Below are 20875 nucleotides of genomic sequence, written 5' to 3' on the forward strand. Positions count from 1 at the left end.
GCGGGTTCAAGTCCGAGGGCCGGTGACCGGTGGGACATCTCCGTCCTCGGGCCGGACATCTCCGTCCTCGGGGCGGATATCGCTGTTCTCCCGCGACGCGGTGTTGTCGGATGACTGGGCTTTCCCGCTGAGCAGGTCGAGCTCGCGCGGGAGCGTGCGCATCATCAGCAGCGGTGAGATCACCACCGGCAGAGAGGCCAGGGTCGCCCACGCGGCGAAGATCCACATCGTCGTCGCCACACCGAACTGATCGCCGAGGATCCCTCCGGCCAGGGCGCCGATCGGCATCGGCCCCCAGACGAGGAATCGGATCGAGGCATTCATCCGACCGAGCAGCGGCTTCGGGCACAGGCGCTGCCGGAAGCTGACCTGGGCGATGTTGTAGACGACGACGGACCAGGTCAGAGCGAACCAGCCGATGATGAGCGTCGGCATCGCGGGCAGGACGCTCGCCAGCGGCATGGAGAAGAAGAACACTCCGTTGAGCACGGCGGTGACGGCTACGCTGCGGCCTTCGCCGAGGAGTCTCTGCACATGAGAGGCGGTGAGGGCGCCGAGGATTCCGCCCGCGGCTCCGACCGACATGATGATGCCCATCTGGGTCTGGCTGAGCGACAGGGTGCGCAGGATGTAGAGGGCGAAGAGTCCGAAGATGGCCGAGGAGGCAAGGTTCGCCAGTCCGGTGCAGGCCGTCATCCGCCGCAGCAGGGGATGGGCGAGGACGAAGCCGAGGCCTTCACGGATCTCGGCGAGGAATCCGCGCCGGTGGGCAACCTCGGCGGACGTGGGTCGGTAGCGGATGCGGCTGACGAAGAGGCTGGAGAGTCCCATGCAGATGCTCGTCAGCCCGACCGTCAGCGGTGCTCCGAGGATCGTGACCAGTCCCGAGGCCAGGGTCGGTCCGGCCACGCGTGCGGTCTGCTGGCTGGCCTGGAGTTTGCCGTTGCCGTCACCGATCGATTCGGCCTCGACGATCTCGGGGAGGAAGGACTGGTTGGCGATGTCGAAGAACACGGTGACGATGCCGACACCGGCGGCGACGAGGTAGAGCTGGATCATGGTCAGCGCGTCGAAGGCCCAGGTCACGGGGATGGTGAGCAGGATGGCGGCGCGGATGATGTCGCCGGCGACGATGACGGCCTTTTTCGGCAGGCGGTCGACCCACGCCCCGGCGGGCAGGCTGATGAGGAGGAAGGCCGCGGATTCGAGGGCGGCGAGCAGGCCCATTTCGAAGGCGTCTGCGTGGAGGACTTGGACGGCGATGAGGGGGAGGGCGAAGAGCACGAGCTGGGAGCCGAAGACTGAGACGGTGTCGCCCATCCACAGCTGCATGAAGTCGTGATGGCGCCACAGGGGTGATCGTCTCGGCGATGTGGGTTGGGTTCGCGCCATGTGCTCGTCCTCGAGTAGGCGTGGGAATCGTCAATCGTCAGTCTTCCATCACCGATTGAGGAAAGTCAATCACTCAGGTACGAATGATTGACTTCTCCCAATCGATGGTTAGCGTTGTGTCCATGAATGAAGAGCGCGCCGAGGTGGTCGCACCCGTGAGTGGTCCGGATTCCGCTGATGTCGGGGCAGTGAGAGCCGGTGCCGTGGCTCGCGCGGTGGAGCGCCGGGATGCCACCGACGCCGAGGCCAAGGCGCTGGCTTCGAGCATCCGGATCCGGATTCTGCGGCTGTGTCTCGACGAGGCGCTGAGCAATCGGGAGATCGCCGAGGCGACCGGGCTCAACCCGGCGACGGCGCTCCATCATGTGCGGATGCTTGCTGACACGGGGTTCCTCGAGGCACAGGAGGCGAGGCGGGGGAGGCGCGGGGCGCGGGAGATCCCCTATCTGGCGACGGGCAAGAGCTGGTTCCTCAATGCCGGGGACATGACGAACCCGATGATCGAGGCCTTCGTCGCCGAGTTCACCGCCGCTCCCTATGAACAGCGGACGATGGGGCGGATGGCCGCGATGCTCACCGAGGACGAAGTCGAGGAATTCAGGACTCGCATCGACGAACTCTTCGAAGAGTTCCGCTCACGTCGCACGAAGCCCGATGCGCAGCAGTGGGGTCTCTTCATCGCCATGCACCCCAGCCAGAACGCAATCCGCAGCGACGAACCGCCCGTCACCGGCAACGACGAACTGCCCGTCGCCGGCGACGACGAACCGCGAGAGGACACTCCGCCCTCATGAGCATCCGAGGCAGCAAGCGAACCGAGCTTCCAAAGGCCCCGAATGAGACGACCTCCACGTGTATGCGGCGATGGTTGAAGAACCTGAAGCAACCTCGGCGATCGGCGTGGGCTACGGAACAGGAACGTTCGCCACGATGCTCACGAGCAGGGGCATCGACGTTGTCGGGGCCGATCCGTCGTCGGCGTCACGGTCTTAGAGCGTGATGGTGAACGCGTTGATGAGATCTCGGCCCTGCGCTACCGCAGCCGCTCAGAACTCACGGAGTCATTGGAGCGGGCAGGTTTCACGATCGACGAGGTTCGCGATGTACCCGACCGGCCGGGTCGCGATGTCGTGTCAGTGGCCCGCCGTCTGTGATTCTGACTCGACCCGAAGGGGTGCAATTTTGCCGTCTGCCCCCAGACTGATGGGAGTCAGGACGCGGCCATATCGGCCTTGGTGAGAGCCTTCGGCAGCAGGTCATTGTTCATGTATTCGGTGACTCCATCCATGGCCTCCTCATCGATCGCGAGACTGGTTTCGGCTTCGAATGCCATATTGTGGATCGTCATCAGTTCACCTGCCCAAGCGATATAGCACTCGGATGCGACGATTTTGCCTTGACCGACGAATGTGCCGCTATACGTAGTGGCGCAGAAGCCTTCGCCCTTGTTGCCGCTGGGCTCGAAGACCTTCACCGATTCGGTAGGCTCCGCGTTGATGGTCGTTTGACACTCATCGACGGTATCCCGAAGACCCTCGAGCATCTGTTTCGAATCATTCGAGGGCCTCGACAGCGAGGTCATGATGAAGGACCCGGAATTGTCTGCGGACTGATTGAAATTTCGTGCCGCCGAGACTCCGTCCAATTCTGACGAATGAGTCGCCATGGCCCCGACGATGCACTCGGTCTGCGTGGAGTCGGTCCCGGACGAATCTGAGTCAGAGTCAAAGGGGTTGTTCGACTGCTCTTCGGTCTCCCCGAATTCGACTTCGTCATCGAGTTCGAAGCCGCCAGGCAGGTCATCAAGAGACAGGATTCGACCACTGAAGTCTTCCGGGTTCAGTGCTGCCCGCTCCTCGGCTTCCTGCGTCTCGGCCTGTTCCGGATTCGGTGATTCTTGCGCCTGTTTCCCATCTCCGTCAGTCTGGTTTCCGGATTCGCCCCCGCAGCCTGCCAATGAGAGCGCGAAGGCTGCTGCCGTGAGTCCGAGAGTGAAGCGTTTCAACAATTCGCCCTTTCGTTTTCCGTGTTTGACCAGGATCCTACAGTAGATGTCGTAACGACAGCAGGTCTTGTCGGACAATGGCGCAAGCCGTATGGAATATGGCGTCCGGCGCGGCACAGTCTCGAAAGATCGGACTGCGCCTGGTCGACCGGCGAAAGCGGTTGTACTGGGACACTTCGGTGGCCGCAGAAGCATGCCATCCGGTGCCAGCCAGCGAAACGATGAGTCAGCTTGACGCTCCATATCGCGCCGCGATTGCAGCCATATGCCACGCCGAAGCCTGCGGATTTACTGGGCAGGAGCGCAGAATCACCCTAAGATAAGAGACATGGTGACCAGAACGACTTCCCCCGCTTCTGGTTCCGGGAAACGCACAGCACCCAAAAACGCTGGTCGGTCCGGTCAAGCGGGGACAGAAGACCCCGGGACAAACGTTGTCACCGGTGCGTGGAGGGGAGTGGCCCACATGGCCGGAAACCGTGCGCGAAAGATCCTCAGCGACGAACCGACCGATCAGTCACCGACGAAGAGAGACGGCACCGCCTTCTTCCTCATCGGTCTCTCGATCGTCATCGCCGCCTTCGAATGGTGGAACATCCCCGGCGCGATCAGCGACGTGGTCCGCTCCGTGGTCGAAGGCACCTTCGGCCGCGTCGCCCTCGCCCTGCCGGTGATCTTCACCTGCTATGCGATCCGCCTGTTCCTGCGCGGAGACGACAACCGCGGCAACAACCGGATCCTCATCGGCGGCATCTTCCTGCTGCTCGCCGCGGCCGGTCTGGCACACATCGCCGCCGGCAACCCGAGCTTCGTCAACAGCCGTGAGGCCATGACCAACGGGGGAGGGGCGCTCGGCTTCGTCGTCTCCTCCCCTTTGGTCACCGCCACGACCAACTATGTGGCTGTTCCGCTGCTCATCCTGCTCGGACTCTTCTCACTCCTCGTCATCACGGCCACACCCGTGCGCTCGATCCCGAAGCGCCTGACCGACCTCTACCTGCGTCTGACCGGCGGTGCCCGACCCGAATCCGACGCCGAGGCGAACGGAGAGACCCAGACCGACCTCGTCGCTGACAACGCCCGGACCTCGAGCCTCAAACCCGTCATGGGCGCCAAGCGCCGCAGCCGGAAGAAGAAGACCGAGATCCCCGAACTCGACGGCGAGACCGACGACGAAACGGTCACGAAGGCCTACGACAAGGCCTACATCAACGAGAACGAGATCTCCGAGGACGAGACCGACACCGCGGTCATCGACACCGAACCCAAGCTCAAGCCCGGCCAGCGCCGCCCGACCAAGGCCGAACGCGAAGCCGCCGCGCTGAAGAAGACCATCGGCATGGACGAAGACGCCGCCACGGTCGCGCGCAAGTCCGGAGCCGATGCCAAGCCCGCCGCCGCCTCGGCGCCGGTGCCCACGACGAACAACCCGCCGGCACCGCCGACGGAGCAGCTGCCCGAACGCGTCGAACAGCTCACCCTGGCCGGCGACGTCACCTACACCCTGCCGAACTCGGACTACCTTGTGCCCGGACCTCCCGCCAAGGAGCGCTCCGAAGCCAACGACCGGGTCGTCGAAGCCCTGCGCGACGTGATGACCCAGTTCAAGATCGACGCCGAGGTCACCGGGTTCTCCCGCGGCCCGACGGTCACCCGCTACGAGGTCGAGCTCGGCGCGGGCACGAAGGTCGAGAAGGTCACAGCGCTGAGCAAGAACATCGCCTACGCCGTGGCCAGCGCCGATGTCCGCATCCTCTCGCCGATCCCCGGCAAGAAGGCCATCGGCATCGAGATCCCGAACTCCGACCGTGAGAACGTCTCCCTCGGCGACGTGCTCCGCTCGAAGGCGGCGCGGAAGACCGAACACCCGATGGTCATGGGCGTGGGCAAGGACGTCGAAGGCGGATTCGTCGTCGCCGACCTCTCCAAGATGCCCCACCTCCTCGTCGCCGGTGCCACCGGTGCCGGTAAGTCGAGCTTCGTGAACTCCATGATCACCTCGATCATGATGCGCGCGACCCCCGACGAGGTCCGCATGATCCTCGTCGACCCCAAGCGCGTGGAGCTGACGATCTACGAGGGCATCCCGCACCTCATCACCCCGATCATCACGAACCCGAAGAAGGCCGCCGAGGCGCTCGAATGGGTCGTGCGGGAGATGGACGCCCGCTACGACGACCTCGCGAACTACGGATTCAAGCACGTCAAGGAATTCAACAAGGCCGTCCGCGAAGGCCGCATCCAGCCCCCGGCCGGATCCGAACGCGTGCTCCAGCCCTACCCGTACTTGCTGGTCGTCGTCGACGAGCTCGCCGACCTCATGATGGTCGCCCCGCGCGACGTCGAGGCCTCGATCCAGCGCATCACCCAGCTGGCTCGTGCCGCCGGCATCCACCTGGTGCTCGCCACCCAGCGACCCAGCGTCGACGTCGTCACCGGCCTGATCAAGGCCAATGTGCCTTCGCGTCTGGCCTTCGCGACCTCGTCGCTGGCCGACTCCCGCGTTGTCCTCGACCAGCCCGGTGCGGAGAAGCTCATCGGCCAGGGTGACGCCCTGTTCCTGCCGATGGGCGCGGCCAAGCCGATGCGCGTCCAGGGCGCCTGGGTCAACGAGTCCGAGATCGAGAAGGTCGTCGAGCACGTCAAGGGACAGCTCAAGCCCAACTACCGTGAAGACGTCGCCGTCGAAGCGCCGAGGAAGCAGATCGACGAGGAGATCGGCGACGATCTCGAACTCCTGCTCCAGGCCATCGAACAGGTCGTCACCACCCAGTTCGGCTCGACGTCGATGCTCCAGCGCAAGCTGCGCGTCGGCTTCGCGAAGGCCGGTCGCCTCATGGACCTCATGGAGTCCCGCGGCATCGTCGGACCCTCCGAAGGATCGAAGGCCCGCGACGTCCTCGTCCGCCCCGACGATCTGCCCGGCACTCTGGCCATCATCAAGGGCGACACCCCACCCGACACGGGCGGCGCCGCCGCTGAGGAACCGCACGCGACCGGCGGGACGACCGCCTCGGCGGCCGGAGACTACGACGAGGAATTCGAGGACTTCGGTGCCCCGGACTCATCCGAGGGTTCCGGCTCATACGGAGGATCCGGCTCGGGCGGCAGCTCCGACCGCTATGCCCACGGCGTCGGCCACGCCGAGGACCTGCACGTCGGCGACATCGACCCGGATACGGGACTCGAGGTCGTCGAGGCCAGCGGCGAGGACGCCTGGCAGCTGACCGGCCGCTGAGGCCGGGCCCGGAGCAGTCAACCGCACCACGCGCCGAGGTGGGTGTCCCGATCAACGGACACCCACCTCGGCGCGTCTGCACCTCCATGCCGTACCCAGCTCACTTCGATAGGGTGGAGGGGTGAACGAACGAGCCGAGGCAGGAGCCTCCAATCAGCCGGCCGCAGAGCCGAGCCCGTGGAACGTCCCCAACGCGCTGACGGTGCTGCGCATCCTCCTGGTGCCCGTCTTCCTCATCCTGCTGCTCGCCGACGGCGGACACGATCTGACCACCCGCTGGTGGGCGCTCGTCGTGTTCCTGCTGGCTATGCTCACCGACAAGATCGACGGTGACCTGGCCAGGAAATACAACCTCATCACGAACTTCGGCAAGATCGCCGACCCGATCGCCGACAAATCACTCATGGCCGCTGCGCTCATCGGCCTGGCCCTGGTCAGCGAGCTGCCCTGGTGGGTGCCCGTCGTCATCCTCGTCCGGGAGCTGGGCATCACGGTGCTGCGATTCTTCATGATCCGCATCGCGGTCATGCCGGCGTCGAAGGGCGGCAAGCTCAAGACAGTGCTGCAGACCGTGGCGATCGGGCTGTTCCTGCTGCTCTACCCGCTGGCTCACCTCGTCCCCGAAGGCGTGACCTTCGTGCTCGTGCTGCTGGCGTGGATCATCATGTCCGCGGCCATCGTCGTCACCGTGGTCACCGGCATCGACTACTGCATCCAGGCCGCGAAGCTCGCCAAGGACGCCCACGCCGGCGACGCCGGAAAAGACGATGCCTGAGACCGAGCTGTTCGCGCTCAACCAACGCCTCATCGCCACCTGCACACAGATGGGGCTCTCGCTCGCCTCGGCGGAATCGCTGACTGGCGGCCGCTTCGTCGCGGCTCTCGTCGACGTTCCGGGCGCCTCGGCCGTGGTGCGCGGGGGACTGGTCACCTACGCCACTGACCTCAAAGCCGCTCTCGCCGGAGTCGATGCCGACCACCTTGAGGAGACCGGCCCGGTCGATCCGGTCGTGGCCGCACAGATGGCCGTCGGTGCGGCCACGAAGTGCGTGTCCGACATCGGCATCTCCTGCACCGGTGTGGCCGGACCCGACCCGCAGGACGGCAAGGACGTCGGCCTCGTCTACACGGCCATCGCCTTCGGCGGCAAGGCCAAGGTCTTCGAACACGACTTCACCGGCGACCGCAACGAGATCCGCGAGCAGACGGTCCGGGCCATGTCGGTCAACCTCGAGGAATTCGTCGCCCACATCGCCTACGGACCCGAAAGCGGGAACGGCACGGAATAAGTTCCACCCGGACGAGGTTGACCAGGTGATGACGATTGGACGAACATTCACCACATTCTTCGAATGGACTGGCAATACCGTCCGCTCACTGGTCCAGGTTGGCGCAGGATCGCGAGCGGGCTGTAAAGTTGAAGGCACAATGAGGACGGATCGCGCTGACAAAGGGAGGGACGCGTTATGTTACTGAGAGTTGAAATCGGCGACGCACTGCGTTCGGCCCGTCGCCGCCAGGGACGCACCCTCCGCGATGTCTCCACAGGAGCCAGCGTCTCGCTGGGCTACCTCAGCGAGATCGAACGCGGTCAGAAGGAAGCCTCCTCGGAGCTGCTGTCGGCCATCTGCGAGGCACTCGACCTGCCGCTCTCGGCACTGCTGTCCTCGGTCTCCGATCGCTTCGCCCTCGAAGAGGGAGTCGAGATCCCCGACACCATTCCGCAGGAGCTCTCGGACAAGATCCTGGGCCACCCGGGATACCCGGTGCCGCGGTTGGCCGCCAAACCCTGATGCGCCACACCCTCTACTGGATCCTCATGAACGAGGAGTTCGGTGAGGCGCGTGCTGCCTCCCTGCACACCGACCTCACGCTGAGCAGCCTCGGTTCGCGGACCGCCCAACAGGCCTTCGAAGCCGGAGTCGAACCCCGTGACATCTGGATCGCCGTGTGCGATTCCATGGGCGTCCCCGAGTCCCGCCGCCTGGGCAAAGAGAAGCCGCGTTCGCGTCCGTTCTGAAACTCGTTCTCGACTGTGCTGAGACTCGTTCACGTCCGTTCTGAGGCCGGCTCTGCAGCGGATGTCCGCTGACGCCCGAGTGTAGACTGGCCGCATGAATCAGGCAGTCCCGTTCATCACCTTCCAGCCCGGTCGCGGCCAGAATGCCGCCGAGGCGATGGAGACTTACCTCGAAGTCTTCGCCGATGGGCGAGTGGTCTCCGACAACCGGTACGGTCCCGACGGACCCGGTGCCGAGGGCACGGTCATCATGGCGGAGATCGAGATCGCCGGCCAGCGGCTGCGATTGAGCGACAGCTTCGTCGACCACGAGTGGGACATCACCCCCGCAGTCTCGCTCATGGTCGATTGCGAGTCGGCCGAAGAGCTGGAACGCATCTTCACCGCGCTGAGCGCGCAGGGCACCGTGTTCATGCCGCTCGATGACTATGGCTTCGGACCATTCGGCTGGGTGGGCGACCGCTTCGGCCTCACCTGGCAGCTCGGACTGGCAGCAGAGTAGGGGAGCCTCGGGCAGTAAATGGTTCGCGTCCTGAATCGCTCTGGGAGACACGCGACACGCCCCGATATTTAGAACACCTGTTCGGATGTCGGCTATGCTGGTGGTGAATCACGGGACCTGTGACCATGAGTGGCTGGTTATCCACGGGGGAGAATCATCCTCTGTCGTTATGTCAGTGCCATCTTCTAGCCTTGGTCTCAACGGAAAAAGCAACGATGAGGAGACGTCATGGCACGCACACCCAAGAACCTGCAGATCCCCACCGGCAACGACAAGTCGAAGGCACTCGACGCGGCGCTGGGGCAGATCGACCGCAACTACGGCAAGGGCGCGATCATGCGCCTCGGCGACGGAGTCCGCGAGCCGATCGCCTGCATCCCGACCGGCTCGATCGCCCTTGACATCGCGCTGGGCATCGGCGGCCTGCCGCGTGGCCGCGTCGTGGAGATCTACGGCCCGGAATCATCGGGTAAGACCACCGTCGCCCTCCACGCGGTGGCGAATGCGCAGAAGGCAGGCGGAATCGCAGGATTCATCGACGCCGAGCACGCCCTCGATCCCGAATACGCGAAGAAGCTCGGTGTCGACACCGATCAGCTTCTCGTTTCCCAGCCCGATACCGGTGAGCAGGCACTCGAGATCGCCGATATGCTCATCCGCTCGGGAGCCCTCGACGTCATCGTCATCGACTCCGTCGCCGCTCTCGTGCCCAAGGCCGAAATCGAAGGCGAGATGGGCGACAGCCACGTGGGTCTCCAGGCACGTCTGATGTCGCAGGCCCTGCGTAAGATCACCGGTGCTTTGGCCCAGTCGAAGACCACCGCGATCTTCATCAACCAGCTGCGCGAGAAGGTCGGCGTGTTCTTCGGCTCCCCGGAGACCACCTCGGGCGGTAAGGCACTGAAGTTCTACGCCTCCGTGCGCATCGACGTGCGCCGCATCGAGACCCTCAAGGAAGGTCAGGACGCGGTCGGCAACAGGACGAGGGCGAAGATCGTCAAGAACAAGATCGCGCCGCCGTTCAAGCAGGCCGAGTTCGACATCATCTACGGTCACGGAATCTCCCGTGAAGGCAGCCTCATCGATATGGGCGTCGACAACGGAATCATCCGCAAGTCCGGATCCTGGTTCACCTATGATGGCGATCAGCTGGGCCAGGGCAAGGAGAACGTGCGTAACTTCCTCCGCGACAACCCGGGCCTGGCCGAGGAGATCGAACTGAAGATCAAGCACAAGATGGGCCTGATCAAGGTCGATGAACCCGAAGACGACGCCGAGGCGGCCGACGCCTCCGCCGAGACTCCGCAGACGGATGACGCCGAGGTCTGAACCCGGTCGCACTGACGACGAGCTCATCGAATCAGCACTAGAGAGTGCCGATTCGGTGGGCTCGTCTGCGCAGGCGGCGACTCTCGATCAGCTGCGTGCCGCCGTGTCCGAGATTGACGAGCGCCATGCGGAAGGGGAGTCGGAATTCTTCGCGCCCCTGTCGGGGCAGAGTCAGGTGCGGTCAGCATCGAGCGATAAGCCTGCGCGGTCGAAGACTCAGTCTGCGCGGTCGGGTTCGGTGGGGCGGTCGGGTTCGGTGGGGCGGACAAGTGCGAAAGCGCCCCAACGCGAGTCCGGCGGGGGAGGAGGCTGGCCGGCCTTCGACACCGGTGAGCCGCCGCCCTTCGCCCTCGGCGATTCCGACAGCAGCGACGGCGATGACGACTCTGAAGTATTCGGCAGCGAGGTCCTCGACTCCGAAGGCCTCGACTCCGAAGGCCTCGACCCCGAGGGATTCGGGGCGGGTGGCTTCGGCTCGGACGGCCTCGATTTCGATTCGGATGATTCAGATTCCGAGGAACCGGACTTCGAGGCGTCCTATGCGAAGGCGAAGAAGACGGCGATGAACATGCTCGCCATGCGCGACCACGCGAGCCAGGAACTGCGGGAGAAGCTGCTCAAACGCGACTTCCTGCCCGACGCCGTCGACGAACTCATCGCGAAGCTCCAGAAATCCAAACTGCTCAACGACGAGGAATTCGCCCACCGCTACGTCCGCGCCCACCGGGAGAGGCGCAAACTCTCCCGATCGGTGCTGAGGCGTGAACTGAACAAGAAGGGCATCCCGGCCGAGATCATCTCCGACGCCGTCGACGAGGTCGACGGGGAAGAAGATCTCGCCCGGGAGGTCGCCGCGAAGAAGGCCGCCTCGACAAGCAGACTCGCCTACGAGGTGCGCGAGCGACGGATCCTCGGCATGCTCGCCCGACGCGGATTCTCCTCCTCGATCTGCATCAAGGTCACCCGCGAAGTCCTCGCCGAAGACTGAGCATGGGGGCTCCGCGAAACGGCTAGAATGGTGGCGCCATGACTGAACTGATTGACTCCCCGGCGACAACCGAGCACTCGACCCGCAGCTACGAGGTCAAGACCTACGGCTGCCAGATGAACGTGCACGATTCCGAGCGACTCTCCGGCCTCCTCGACGACGCAGGCTACGTTCAAGCTGACACCGACGATCAGGCCGATGTCGTCGTCTTCAACACCTGCGCCGTGCGTGAGAACGCCGACAACCGTCTCTACGGAAACCTCGGTCAGCTCGCCAAGGTCAAGGAGAGCCACCCCGGCCTGCAGATCGCCGTGGGCGGATGCATGGCCCAGAAGGACCGCGACACCATCGTCAAGAAGGCCCCCTGGGTCGACGTGGTCTTCGGCACCCACAACATGGGCGCGCTGCCGGCGCTGCTCGACCGGGCCCGCCACAACCACGAGGCGCAGGTCGAGATCCTCGAAAGCCTCGACGTCTTCCCCTCCACCCTGCCCAGCAAGCGAGAATCCCAGCACTCCGGATGGGTGTCGATCTCCGTCGGCTGCAACAACAGCTGCACCTTCTGCATCGTCCCCAGCCTCCGCGGCAAGGAGAAGGACCGCCGTCCCGGCGACATCCTCGCCGAGGTCGAAGCCCTCGTCGCCGACGGCGTCGTCGAAGTCACCCTGCTCGGGCAGAACGTCAACTCCTACGGCGCCGAATTCCGTGACAAAGGTGCCTTCGCCAAGCTGCTTCGCGCGGTCGGCAAAGTCGAGGGCATCGAACGGGTCCGCTTCACCAGCCCCCACCCGGCCGCATTCTCCGAAGACGTCATCGAAGCCATGGCCGAGACCCCGACCGTGATGCCGCAGCTGCACATGCCGCTGCAGTCCGGCTCCGACACGATCCTCAAATCCATGCGCCGGTCCTACCGCACCACGCGATTCATGCGCATCCTCGACTCCGTGCGTGAACGCATCCCGCACGCCGCGATCACCACCGACATCATCGTCGGCTTCCCCGGAGAGACGGAAGAGGACTTCCAAGGCACCATGGACATCGTCCGTCGCGCCCGCTTCTCTCAGGCCTTCACCTTCCAGTACTCGATCCGCCCCGGTACCCCCGCGGCGACCATGGAGAACCAGGTGCCCAAGGAGGTCGTGCAGGAGCGCTTCGAACGACTCACCGCCCTCCAGGACGAGATCGCCTGGGATGAGAACAAGAAGCAGATCGGCCGTGAGGTCGAAGTGCTCGTGACCAAACTGCCCCACGGAGATTCGCCGAGGCTGAGCGGCCGGGCCGCCGACAACCGCCTCGTTCACGTCGGCATCCCCGCAGGCGCCGAGCTGCCGCGCCCCGGCGACTTCGTCACCGCCACCGTCACCGAGGCGAAGCCGTACTTCCTGCTCGCCGACTCCGGATACTCCGTGCGGCCCTCCCGCGCCGGCGACGCCCACGACCGCGCCCAAGCCGACAGCTGCGGAGCATCCGCCCCCGGCGCCAGCACGGGCGGATCAACGAACCTCGGTATGCCGACCATCCGCACCCGCAGCTGAGATGGCCTCATTCGCGGTCATTCCGGCCGCACCCGTGCTCCTGCCCGGCATCGACGAACTCGAAACCGAGAGAATCACGAGTCTGCGCAACGACATCGAGACTGTCCTGAGCTCCCACGAACAGTGGGCGCTGCCAGTCGATGCACTGCCCGTGCTCGCGGGTCTCGGGGGCTGGGGAATCGACCGCGGGATCGACACCCGCACCGGTCAACTCCTCACGGGTGAGGCGTGGGTACACGCCGTCGACGCACTGACCGAAGAGGAACGCGGGTCCTGCGAGACCGCGCATCCGGCGATCGGCGTCGTCCTGCTCCACGCACATGCAGCGGCCGTGCGCATCGGGCCGTTCGGGACCAGCGAGCATCTGCTCATCCCCATCGACCTCTCGGCCGCCGCCAGCGAGGATGCGCCACTGGCACCGGTCGACGGTGCACGCGAATTCGACGAATCGGTGGCCCATGCGCTCAAGGTCGGCGACACGACGACACTGAGCCGAGCCGCAGCGAAGGCACCGAACGTCCACGCCGACCTCGCACTGCTCGAGGCGGCGCTGCCGCACCTCGGGACGGAGTCCTGGGCGTTCGAGACGGCCTTCGACCAAACCGTGCATGAGGTTCGCTCCCTATGCGGACGAGGCAGCTGCTGACATGGCAGGCTCCGACACGACACCCGACGACATCGCACCCGGCGACATTGCCCCCTCTGAGAACACCGCCGCGCCCATCATCACGGTCATCGGAGCGACCGCCACCGGAAAATCGGATCTCGCCCTCGACCTGGCCGAACACCTCGGCGGGGAGATCATCAACACGGATTCGATGCAGTTCTACCGGGGAATGGACATTGGAACGGCCAAACTCCCCGCAGCCGAACGCCGGGGGACCCCGCACCACCTCCTCGACTTCCTCGACGTCACCGAAGAGGCGAACGTCCAGGACTTCCAAGCCCGGGCCCGCACCGCCATCGCCGAGCTGCGGGCACGCGGGAAGCGCCCGATCCTCGTCGGCGGCTCGGGACTCTACGTGCGAGCCGCCGTCGACCACATGGAATTCCCCGGCACCGACCCGAACATCCGCGCCCGACTCGAAACCGAAGTCGCCGCCGACCGCTGGGCCATGCACCGCCGACTCGAGGAGACCGACCCCCCGGCGGCAGCGAAGATCACGGTCAACGACCAGCGCCGCATCGTCCGCGCCCTCGAAGTCATCGAACTCACCGGCAGACCCTTCAGCGCCCAGCTCCCGGACTACCGGGAGATCGAACCGACACTCCACATCGGGCTGAGCATGGATCGGGAGATCCTGCACGCCCGGATCGCAGCCCGCGTGCACGCCATGTGGGAGGCCGGGTGGGTCGAAGAGGTCCGCTCACTCCTCAAAGCCGGCCTCGCCGAGGGCAAGACCGCCTCACGGGCCATCGGCTACGCCCAGATCCAACGCTTCCTGACCGGTGAGATCAGCCGTGAGGAGGCCATCGACGACACGATCGTGCGGACCCGGCAGTTCGCCCGTCGTCAGGACACCTGGTTCCGCCGCGACCCGCGGATCCACTGGATCGACGGCAGCGCGGCCGACCCGGCGAGCAACCTCGAGGGTGCACTGGCGATCCTCACCGACAACAGGGCGCACCCCGAAAGCGACGAGCCTCCATCGAGCTGAGCCTCCGCCGACGTGGACCTCCGCAGAGCTGAATAGGCGCTGTATCCACCGGCCCCGGTGCCCCGATAGGATGGACTCATGAGCACCTCCGAATCGCCGTTCGCCGCACTCGCCGACACCCCGTTCCTCAAGGGACACGGCACCCAGAACGACTTCGTCCTCCTCTCCGATGACGACAGCGAACTCGAGATGCATCCCGAGACCATCGCCCTGCTCGCCGACCGTCGCGCCGGACTCGGCGCCGACGGCATCATCCGCATCGTGCGATCGGCCAAGAGCGGCATCCCCGGAGCCGCCGAACAGGCCGAAGCCGGAGCCGAATGGTTCATGGACTACTACAACTACGACGGCAGCCTGTCCGAGATGTGCGGCAACGGCGTCCGCGTCTTCGCCCACACGCTCGTGACCACCGGCCGTGTGCCCGCCGACACCAAGGACATCCTCGTCGGCACTCGCGACGGCATCAAGACCGTGCGCACGACTCTCAACCCCGCCCTCGGCATTCAGACCGGGGACGGCCTGCAGACGACCACGCCGAACGCTCCCGGATCGGCCGAGGACGCCTGGTACACGATCGACATGGGCGAGTGGTCACTCGACGAGAACTCCTCGGTGCTCGTGACCACCGGAGGCATCGAGGTCGCCCGACCGGGGCTGAGCGTCGAAACCGGCAACCCGCACACGGTCGTCGCTCTCGCCGAGGCGGTCGAACTCGAAGGCGCCGACCTCCGTGACGCTCCCGTCCTCGACCCGGTGCCGCCGCAGGGATCCAACGTCGAATACATCGTCATGGAACCGGCCCGCACTGATGTCGCCGGGGGAGAGGGCGCCCTGCGGATGCGCGTGTTCGAACGCGGAGTCGGCGAAACCCGCTCCTGCGGAACCGGAGCCTGTGCGGCCGCCATCGCCGCCCACCACTGGGCCGGTCAGAACTCGCCGCTGCAGTGGCGAGTCGACGTTCCCGGCGGTCAGTTGCGCATCGGCATCGACCCGAACCAGAACGGAACCGCAGGTCGGGTGACTCTCGCCGGACCCGCCGTGCTCGTCGCCGGCGGCACCATCGGCTGAGTGGGCTCGGTCAGTCCCGTTCGATTGTCAGCACCCGGAAGCCCTTCGAGGATCCGGTGCGCACGACGCTGAAGCCCTCACCGAGCATCTCCACGATCCACTTCTGCAGCGAATCCGCGCCGAGGTTCTTCGACACCACGAGATCGGCCCGACCCCCGGATGCCAGCCGCGGCAGCCACGTCGAGAGCAGCTCGTGCAGGGCGTCCTTGCCGATGCGGATCGGAGGATTGGACCGGATCGCAGAGAACTGCAGATCATCCGGGACATCGGCGGCCGTGACGGTGCGGATCGAATCCAGGCCCAGGCGGGCGGCATTGGCCGCCGTGGTCTCCAGGGACCGGGAATTGACGTCGAGGGCCCACACCCGCAGATCCACCTCGGCGTCCTTGGCGCTCAGTGCGGCATCGAGGGCGATCGGTCCCCACCCGCAGCCAAGATCGAGGAGATCACCGGCGGGCGGTGTCGGCAGATGCCGCAGCAGCACTGCGGTGCCCAGATCGAGGCGGGTCGGTGAGAACGTGCCCGACACGGTTTCGACGGTGATCTCACGGCCGGCCAGATCGAGCCTGAGTTCGCGGGTTTTGGCCTCACTGCTCGGCGATTCGGTGAAATAATGCTCTGCCACCACATCAGTCTAGAGGCTGTGGGAGAATTGATGGACACCATGACGGTGTGAGAGAACACCCGCCCGCAGGCAGCAGGCCCGACCGGGCGGCAGCGAACAAAGGAATGAATGACGTCCACTGACAAAGAGCGTCGAGACGCGATGCTCGACCGCGTGCTCGGACGAGGAGCCCAGGCTCTCGGCGGCACGGAAGCAACTGCCGACGAGGCCTCCCAATACGACCTCGCCGAACGCGCCGCCCTCAAACGCGTCGCCGGACTCTCGACCGAACTCGAAGATGTCACCGAGGTCGAATACCGCCAGGTCAGGCTCGAGCGCGTTGTGCTCGCCGGCCTGTGGAACACGACCCTGGCCGATGCCGAGAACTCCATCCGGGAGCTCGCGGCTCTTGCTGAGACCGCCGGTTCCGAGGTGCTCGACGCCCTCGTCCAGCGCCGCGACAAACCCGACCCGGGCACCTACCTGGGCAAGGGCAAGGCCGCCGAACTCGCCGAGATCGTCGCCTCCGTCGGCGCCGATACGGTCATCATCGACTCCGAACTGGCCCCGAGCCAGAGACGTGGTCTCGAGGATGTCATCAAGGTCAAGGTCGTCGACCGCGTCGCCCTCATCCTCGACATCTTCGCCCAGCACGCGAAGTCCCGGGAGGGCAAGGCCCAGGTCGAACTCGCCCAGCTCGAATACCTGCTGCCGCGTCTGCGCGGTTGGGGCGAGTCCCTGTCCCGGCAGGCCGGTGGGCGGGTCGCCGGCGGTGCCGGAATCGGCTCCCGTGGTCCGGGTGAGACGAAGATCGAGCTCGATCGACGTCGCATCCGCACCCGCATGTCCAAGCTGCGTCGCGAGATCCAGGCGATGGCCCCGTCCCGGTCGACGAAGCGGAAGAACCGTGCCCGCAACCACATCCCGTCCGTGGCGATCGTGGGTTACACGAACGCGGGGAAGTCCTCCCTGCTCAATCGCCTCACCGACGCCGAGGTGATGGTGCAGAACGCCCTGTTCGCGACCCTTGACCCGACCGTGAGGCAGTCCCGGACTTCGGAGGGCATCACCTTCACCTACACGGACACCGTCGGGTTCGTCAGCAGCCTGCCCCACCAGCTCGTCGAGGCCTTCCGCTCGACGCTGGAAGAGGCCGCCGGATCCGATCTGCTCCTCCATGTCGTCGACGCCTCCCACCCGGATCCGCACAAGCAGATCCATGCGGTGCGGGAGGTGCTCAAGGACGTCGAGACCGGGGACATCCCCGAACTCCTCGTGTTCAACAAGACCGACATCGCCGATGAGGCCGTGGTCACCGGGCTGCGCGCCGAATACCCCGAGGCGCAGTTCGTCTCCGCAGTGACCGAGATCGGCATTCCCGAACTCGTCGACACCATCGAACGGTCCCTGCCGGCCCCGAGCATCGACGTCACCGTGCTCATTCCCTACGACCGTGGGGATCTCGTCTCGAAGATCTATGCCCTCGGCATGGTCGAACACGAGGAGCACGGATCTGCGGGAACCGGCATGCAGGCCAAGGTGCCCGCCGAGCTCGCGGCCGAACTCGAAGAATTCCGACGTCCGGACCTGGTCATCGATCAGTGACCGTCGACGCACTCCTCGAGTCCGCCGTCGGGGCCATCGGCGGTTCGCCCAGGGAAGGTCAGGAAGAGATGGCCCGGGCGGTCGCCTCGGCGGTGGACAAGGGCATCCATCTGCTCGTGCAGGCGGGCACCGGCACCGGAAAGTCCCTGGCCTATCTCGTTCCGGCCGCCGAGTATGCGAGCCGCACGGGTGGGCGGGTCATCGTCTCCACGGCGACCCTGGCCCTGCAGACGCAGATCATCCATCGCGATCTGCCACGCCTGTTCAAGGCCGTGAAGAAGGACCTCGATCCGCTGCCCCGGGCAGCCCTGCTCAAGGGCCGCCGGAACTATGTGTGCAAGCACAAGCTCGCCGGGGGTTATCCGGACGAGGGTGACGGCATGCTCTTCGACCTCGGTGCCGACGCCGAGGCGGGTCGCAAACCCGCTGACCGCTCCGGTCTGGGTGAGGAGATCCAACGAATCCGCACCTGGGAGAAGACCACCGAGACCGGTGACCGGGACGATCTGCTGCCCGGAGTCAGCGACCGCGCCTGGTCACAGGCCTCGGTCAACGCCTTCGACTGCCTCGGCTCGAACTGTCCGCTCTACACCGAATGTTTCGCCGAGATCGCCCGCAACAAAGCCGCCGAATCCGACATCGTCGTGACCAACCATGCGCTGCTGGCCATCGACGCCTTCGGGGACAACACCGTGCTGCCCGAACACGACGTCATCATCATCGACGAGGCCCACGAGCTCAAGGACCGGGTGACCAGCGCCCTGTCCGGGCAGATCAACCTCAGCATGCTCTCGGCGGCCACGAGTGCGGTGCGCAAGCACACCACCGTCCAGGACGGGGTCGTGGCACTGCTCGACTCTGCGGCTGCGGCACTCGAACGCGCCCAGTCCGGGCAGAGTGAAGGCCTCATCCTCAACCTCAGCGAGGCCATGTCGCTGGCGCTCATGCAGATCCGCGATTCGGCCCGTCAGATCATCAACGACATCGGCGGCAAGACCGAGGAAGCCGATGCGGGGCGGCAGATGGCCAAGGCCCGCTGCCAGGAGATCTTCGAACTGGCCGAACGCTTCTGCGATCCGGGCAAGAATGACGTCATCTGGCTCTCACGCAGCACTTTCCGGGAGAAGGAGACGACGAACCTCGTCGTCGCACCCCTGAGCGTGGCCGGGACCATGCGTTCGGGCATCTTCGAAGAGGCGACGGTGGTGGCCACCTCGGCGACCTTGGCCCTCGGAGGCAATTTCGATGCCGTCGCGGCCTCCCTCGGACTGTTCGGTCCGGATGCGCCGAAGTGGGACGGACTCGACGTGGGTTCTCCCTTCGACTACGGCAAGCAGGGGATCCTCTACGTCGCCGCCCATCTGCCCCGTCCCGGGCGATCGGGACTGAGCGAACAGGCTCTGGACGAGCTCGAGAAGCTGGTCAAGGCCTCGAACGGGGGAGCGCTCGGACTCTTCTCTTCGAAGGCCGCGGCCTCGGTGGCCGCCGAGCACCTGCGAGAGAAGTTCGATTTCCCGATTCTGCTCCAAGGCGATGACGGACTGCCCTCGCTGGTCTCGCAGTTCACCGCCGATGACCGGTCGTGCCTGTTCGGAACCATGTCACTGTGGCAAGGTGTGGACGTGCCGGGCCGGACGAACCGACTCGTCATCATCGATCGGCTGCCCTTTCCCCGACCCGACGATCCGCTCATGCAGGCTCGCGCCCGCGATGCCGACAATCGCGGGGTCAACGGGTTCATGGCCGTCAGCGCCACCCATGCGGCCCTGCGCCTGGCTCAGGGGGCTGGCCGACTCATCCGATCGACGAAGGACCAGGGAGTCGTCGCTGTCCTCGACTCCCGTCTGCGCTCGGCTCGCTATGGGGGATTCCTCGTCAACTCGATGCCGCGGATGTGGCCGACGACGGATGCCGCCCTGGTCCGGAAGAGTCTGGGGCGCCTGGCCGCGACAGGGGAGTGAGAGTCGCGGACGGCTGAGCCGCTCGGATAGCTGAGCCGCTCGGACGACCTGGCGCGACCATAGATGTGAATGCACGAACGCCCCCGACCGGTCACTGGTCGGGGGCGTTCGCATCGGTGCCGAGCCTCGGTCAGAGGCGGCGGACCACCGCGACGACGAGGCCCATGATCTGGGCGTAGGTGCCGTCGATGGGTTCGTAGTCCTTGTTCTGCGGCAACAGCCACTGATGTCCGGCCTTGCGCTTGAGGGTCTTCACCGTGGCCTCACCGTCAAGCAGGGCCGCGACGATCTGCCCGTTATCGGCGGTGTGCTGCTTGCGCACGACCACCCAGTCGTCGTGGCAGATGGCGGCTTCGATCATCGAGTCGCCGACGACCTTGAGCAGGAACATCTCTCCGGAGCCGACGACCTGCGTCGGCAAGGAGAAGACATCGTCGACCTCCTGCTCGGCGAGGATCGGACCGCCCGCGGCGATCCGGCCGACGACGGGAACCTGGACGGTGTTGTTCGCCAGCTCCTCGTACTTCGCCCGCTCCGCCTCTTCCTCTTCGAAGGGATTGACCACTTCGATGGCCCGCGGGCGCTTCGGGTCACGACGGACATAGCCGAGGCGTTCGAGCTGGGAGAGCTGATGGGCCACGCTCGAGAGTGAGGCGAGTCCGGCGGCCTTGCCGATCTCGCGCATGCTCGGAGGGTAGCCGTTGGCGACGACCGCGCGTTCGATCGTCTCGAGGACGAGCCGCTGGCGTGGGGTCAGGCGGAAATCGCCCTCTCCGGTCGAGCCTTCGGGAATCGGAATGTCCTCTTCGTCGATGCGAGCGGCCGCGATCTCGCTGGCAACGTCCTCATTGCGGGGCCTGCCTCTGCCCCTCTTGTTCTGAACCATTGCTCGTTCCCCTTCGTTCTATTCCCTGCCGTTCGACCCCGTCATTCCCGGGTTGGGAAGTCTCGTGTCAGTGCCGACTGAGAT

19 protein-coding genes are annotated in these 20875 nt (G+C 65.6%); 15 read left to right on the forward strand and 4 right to left on the reverse strand.

What is annotated here, in order from left to right:
* Window positions 1-6: 6 nt before the first annotated feature.
* Window positions 7-1392: an MFS transporter gene (locus tag CV023_RS08990; RefSeq protein ID WP_230745120.1), complete on the reverse strand. Its 1386-nt coding sequence runs from the start codon at window positions 1390-1392 to the stop codon at window positions 7-9.
* A gap of 122 nt (window positions 1393-1514) precedes the next feature.
* Here CV023_RS08990 and CV023_RS08995 point away from each other — a divergent pair, with 122 nt between their 5' ends.
* A complete protein-coding gene (locus tag CV023_RS08995; RefSeq protein ID WP_230745121.1) occupies window positions 1515-2186 on the forward strand; it encodes an ArsR/SmtB family transcription factor in 672 nt (223 codons plus the stop codon).
* 416 nt (window positions 2187-2602) lie between these two features.
* Here the strand turns inward: CV023_RS08995 and CV023_RS09000 are convergent, their stop codons facing one another.
* Window positions 2603-3475, reverse strand: a complete 873-nt coding sequence (locus tag CV023_RS09000) for a hypothetical protein (protein WP_230745122.1) — start codon at window positions 3473-3475, stop codon at window positions 2603-2605.
* A 388-nt stretch (window positions 3476-3863) separates the two neighbouring features.
* Between CV023_RS09000 and CV023_RS09005 the strand changes: the two genes are divergently transcribed.
* The 12 genes from CV023_RS09005 (at window position 3864) to dapF (ending at window position 15735) form a co-directional block, all read left to right on the forward strand.
* Window positions 3864-6635, forward strand: a complete 2772-nt coding sequence (locus CV023_RS09005; protein WP_230745123.1) for a DNA translocase FtsK — start codon at window positions 3864-3866, stop codon at window positions 6633-6635.
* Window positions 6636-6756: 121 nt separating this feature from the next.
* Window positions 6757-7410 carry a CDP-diacylglycerol--glycerol-3-phosphate 3-phosphatidyltransferase gene (pgsA, locus tag CV023_RS09010; protein ID WP_230745124.1) on the forward strand — a complete coding sequence of 218 codons (654 nt, stop codon included), beginning with the start codon at window positions 6757-6759 and terminating at the stop codon, window positions 7408-7410.
* Entirely contained in the window at window positions 7403-7924 is a 522-nt protein-coding gene (locus CV023_RS09015) for a CinA family protein (RefSeq protein WP_230745125.1), read from the forward strand. Before pgsA ends, CV023_RS09015 begins: the two co-directional genes overlap by 8 nt.
* Window positions 7925-8101: 177 nt before the next feature.
* On the forward strand, window positions 8102-8428 hold the full coding sequence (locus CV023_RS09020; RefSeq protein ID WP_230745126.1) for a helix-turn-helix domain-containing protein: 327 nt from the start codon (window positions 8102-8104) through the stop codon (window positions 8426-8428).
* Window positions 8428-8655, forward strand: coding sequence for a DUF3046 domain-containing protein (locus CV023_RS09025; protein ID WP_230745127.1), 228 nt, complete (start codon window positions 8428-8430; stop codon window positions 8653-8655). The genes CV023_RS09020 and CV023_RS09025 overlap by 1 nt, the downstream gene beginning before the upstream one ends.
* Before the next feature lie 94 nt (window positions 8656-8749).
* On the forward strand, window positions 8750-9157 hold the full coding sequence (locus CV023_RS09030; RefSeq protein ID WP_230745128.1) for a VOC family protein: 408 nt from the start codon (window positions 8750-8752) through the stop codon (window positions 9155-9157).
* A 228-nt stretch (window positions 9158-9385) separates the two neighbouring features.
* A complete protein-coding gene (recA, locus tag CV023_RS09035; RefSeq protein WP_230745129.1) occupies window positions 9386-10486 on the forward strand; it encodes a recombinase RecA in 1101 nt (366 codons plus the stop codon).
* A complete protein-coding gene (locus CV023_RS09040; RefSeq protein WP_230745130.1) occupies window positions 10470-11474 on the forward strand; it encodes a regulatory protein RecX in 1005 nt (334 codons plus the stop codon). Before recA ends, CV023_RS09040 begins: the two co-directional genes overlap by 17 nt.
* 38 nt (window positions 11475-11512) lie before the next feature.
* Window positions 11513-13009, forward strand: a complete 1497-nt coding sequence (gene miaB, locus CV023_RS09045) for a tRNA (N6-isopentenyl adenosine(37)-C2)-methylthiotransferase MiaB (RefSeq protein ID WP_230745131.1) — start codon at window positions 11513-11515, stop codon at window positions 13007-13009.
* Window position 13010: 1 nt separating this feature from the next.
* On the forward strand, window positions 13011-13655 hold the full coding sequence (locus CV023_RS09050) for a hypothetical protein (protein ID WP_230745132.1): 645 nt from the start codon (window positions 13011-13013) through the stop codon (window positions 13653-13655).
* Window positions 13618-14667 (forward strand): tRNA (adenosine(37)-N6)-dimethylallyltransferase MiaA, encoded by a 1050-nt coding sequence (gene miaA / locus CV023_RS09055; protein ID WP_230745133.1) that lies wholly within the window; start codon window positions 13618-13620, stop codon window positions 14665-14667. Before CV023_RS09050 ends, miaA begins: the two co-directional genes overlap by 38 nt.
* Window positions 14668-14745: 78 nt before the next feature.
* Complete coding sequence (dapF, locus tag CV023_RS09060; RefSeq protein WP_230745134.1) at window positions 14746-15735, forward strand: diaminopimelate epimerase; 990 nt, start codon at window positions 14746-14748, stop codon at window positions 15733-15735.
* A gap of 10 nt (window positions 15736-15745) precedes the next feature.
* On the opposite strand, the gene CV023_RS09065 is transcribed toward dapF, so the two are convergent.
* Window positions 15746-16360, reverse strand: coding sequence for a class I SAM-dependent methyltransferase (locus CV023_RS09065; protein WP_230745135.1), 615 nt, complete (start codon window positions 16358-16360; stop codon window positions 15746-15748).
* 108 nt (window positions 16361-16468) lie between these two features.
* On the opposite strand from CV023_RS09065, the gene hflX reads away from it, so the two are divergent.
* Together hflX and CV023_RS09075 are read left to right on the forward strand one after the other, a co-directional pair.
* Complete coding sequence (gene hflX / locus CV023_RS09070) at window positions 16469-17944, forward strand: GTPase HflX (RefSeq protein WP_230745136.1); 1476 nt, start codon at window positions 16469-16471, stop codon at window positions 17942-17944.
* Entirely contained in the window at window positions 17941-19905 is a 1965-nt protein-coding gene (locus CV023_RS09075) for an ATP-dependent DNA helicase (protein ID WP_230745137.1), read from the forward strand. Before hflX ends, CV023_RS09075 begins: the two co-directional genes overlap by 4 nt.
* A gap of 130 nt (window positions 19906-20035) precedes the next feature.
* Here the strand turns inward: CV023_RS09075 and lexA are convergent, their stop codons facing one another.
* Window positions 20036-20791, reverse strand: a complete 756-nt coding sequence (lexA, locus tag CV023_RS09080) for a transcriptional repressor LexA (RefSeq protein ID WP_230745138.1) — start codon at window positions 20789-20791, stop codon at window positions 20036-20038.
* Window positions 20792-20875: the final 84 nt, after the last annotated feature.

It is taken from the genome of Brevibacterium sp. CCUG 69071 (assembly GCF_021023135.1).
Classification (GTDB): domain Bacteria; phylum Actinomycetota; class Actinomycetes; order Actinomycetales; family Brevibacteriaceae; genus Brevibacterium.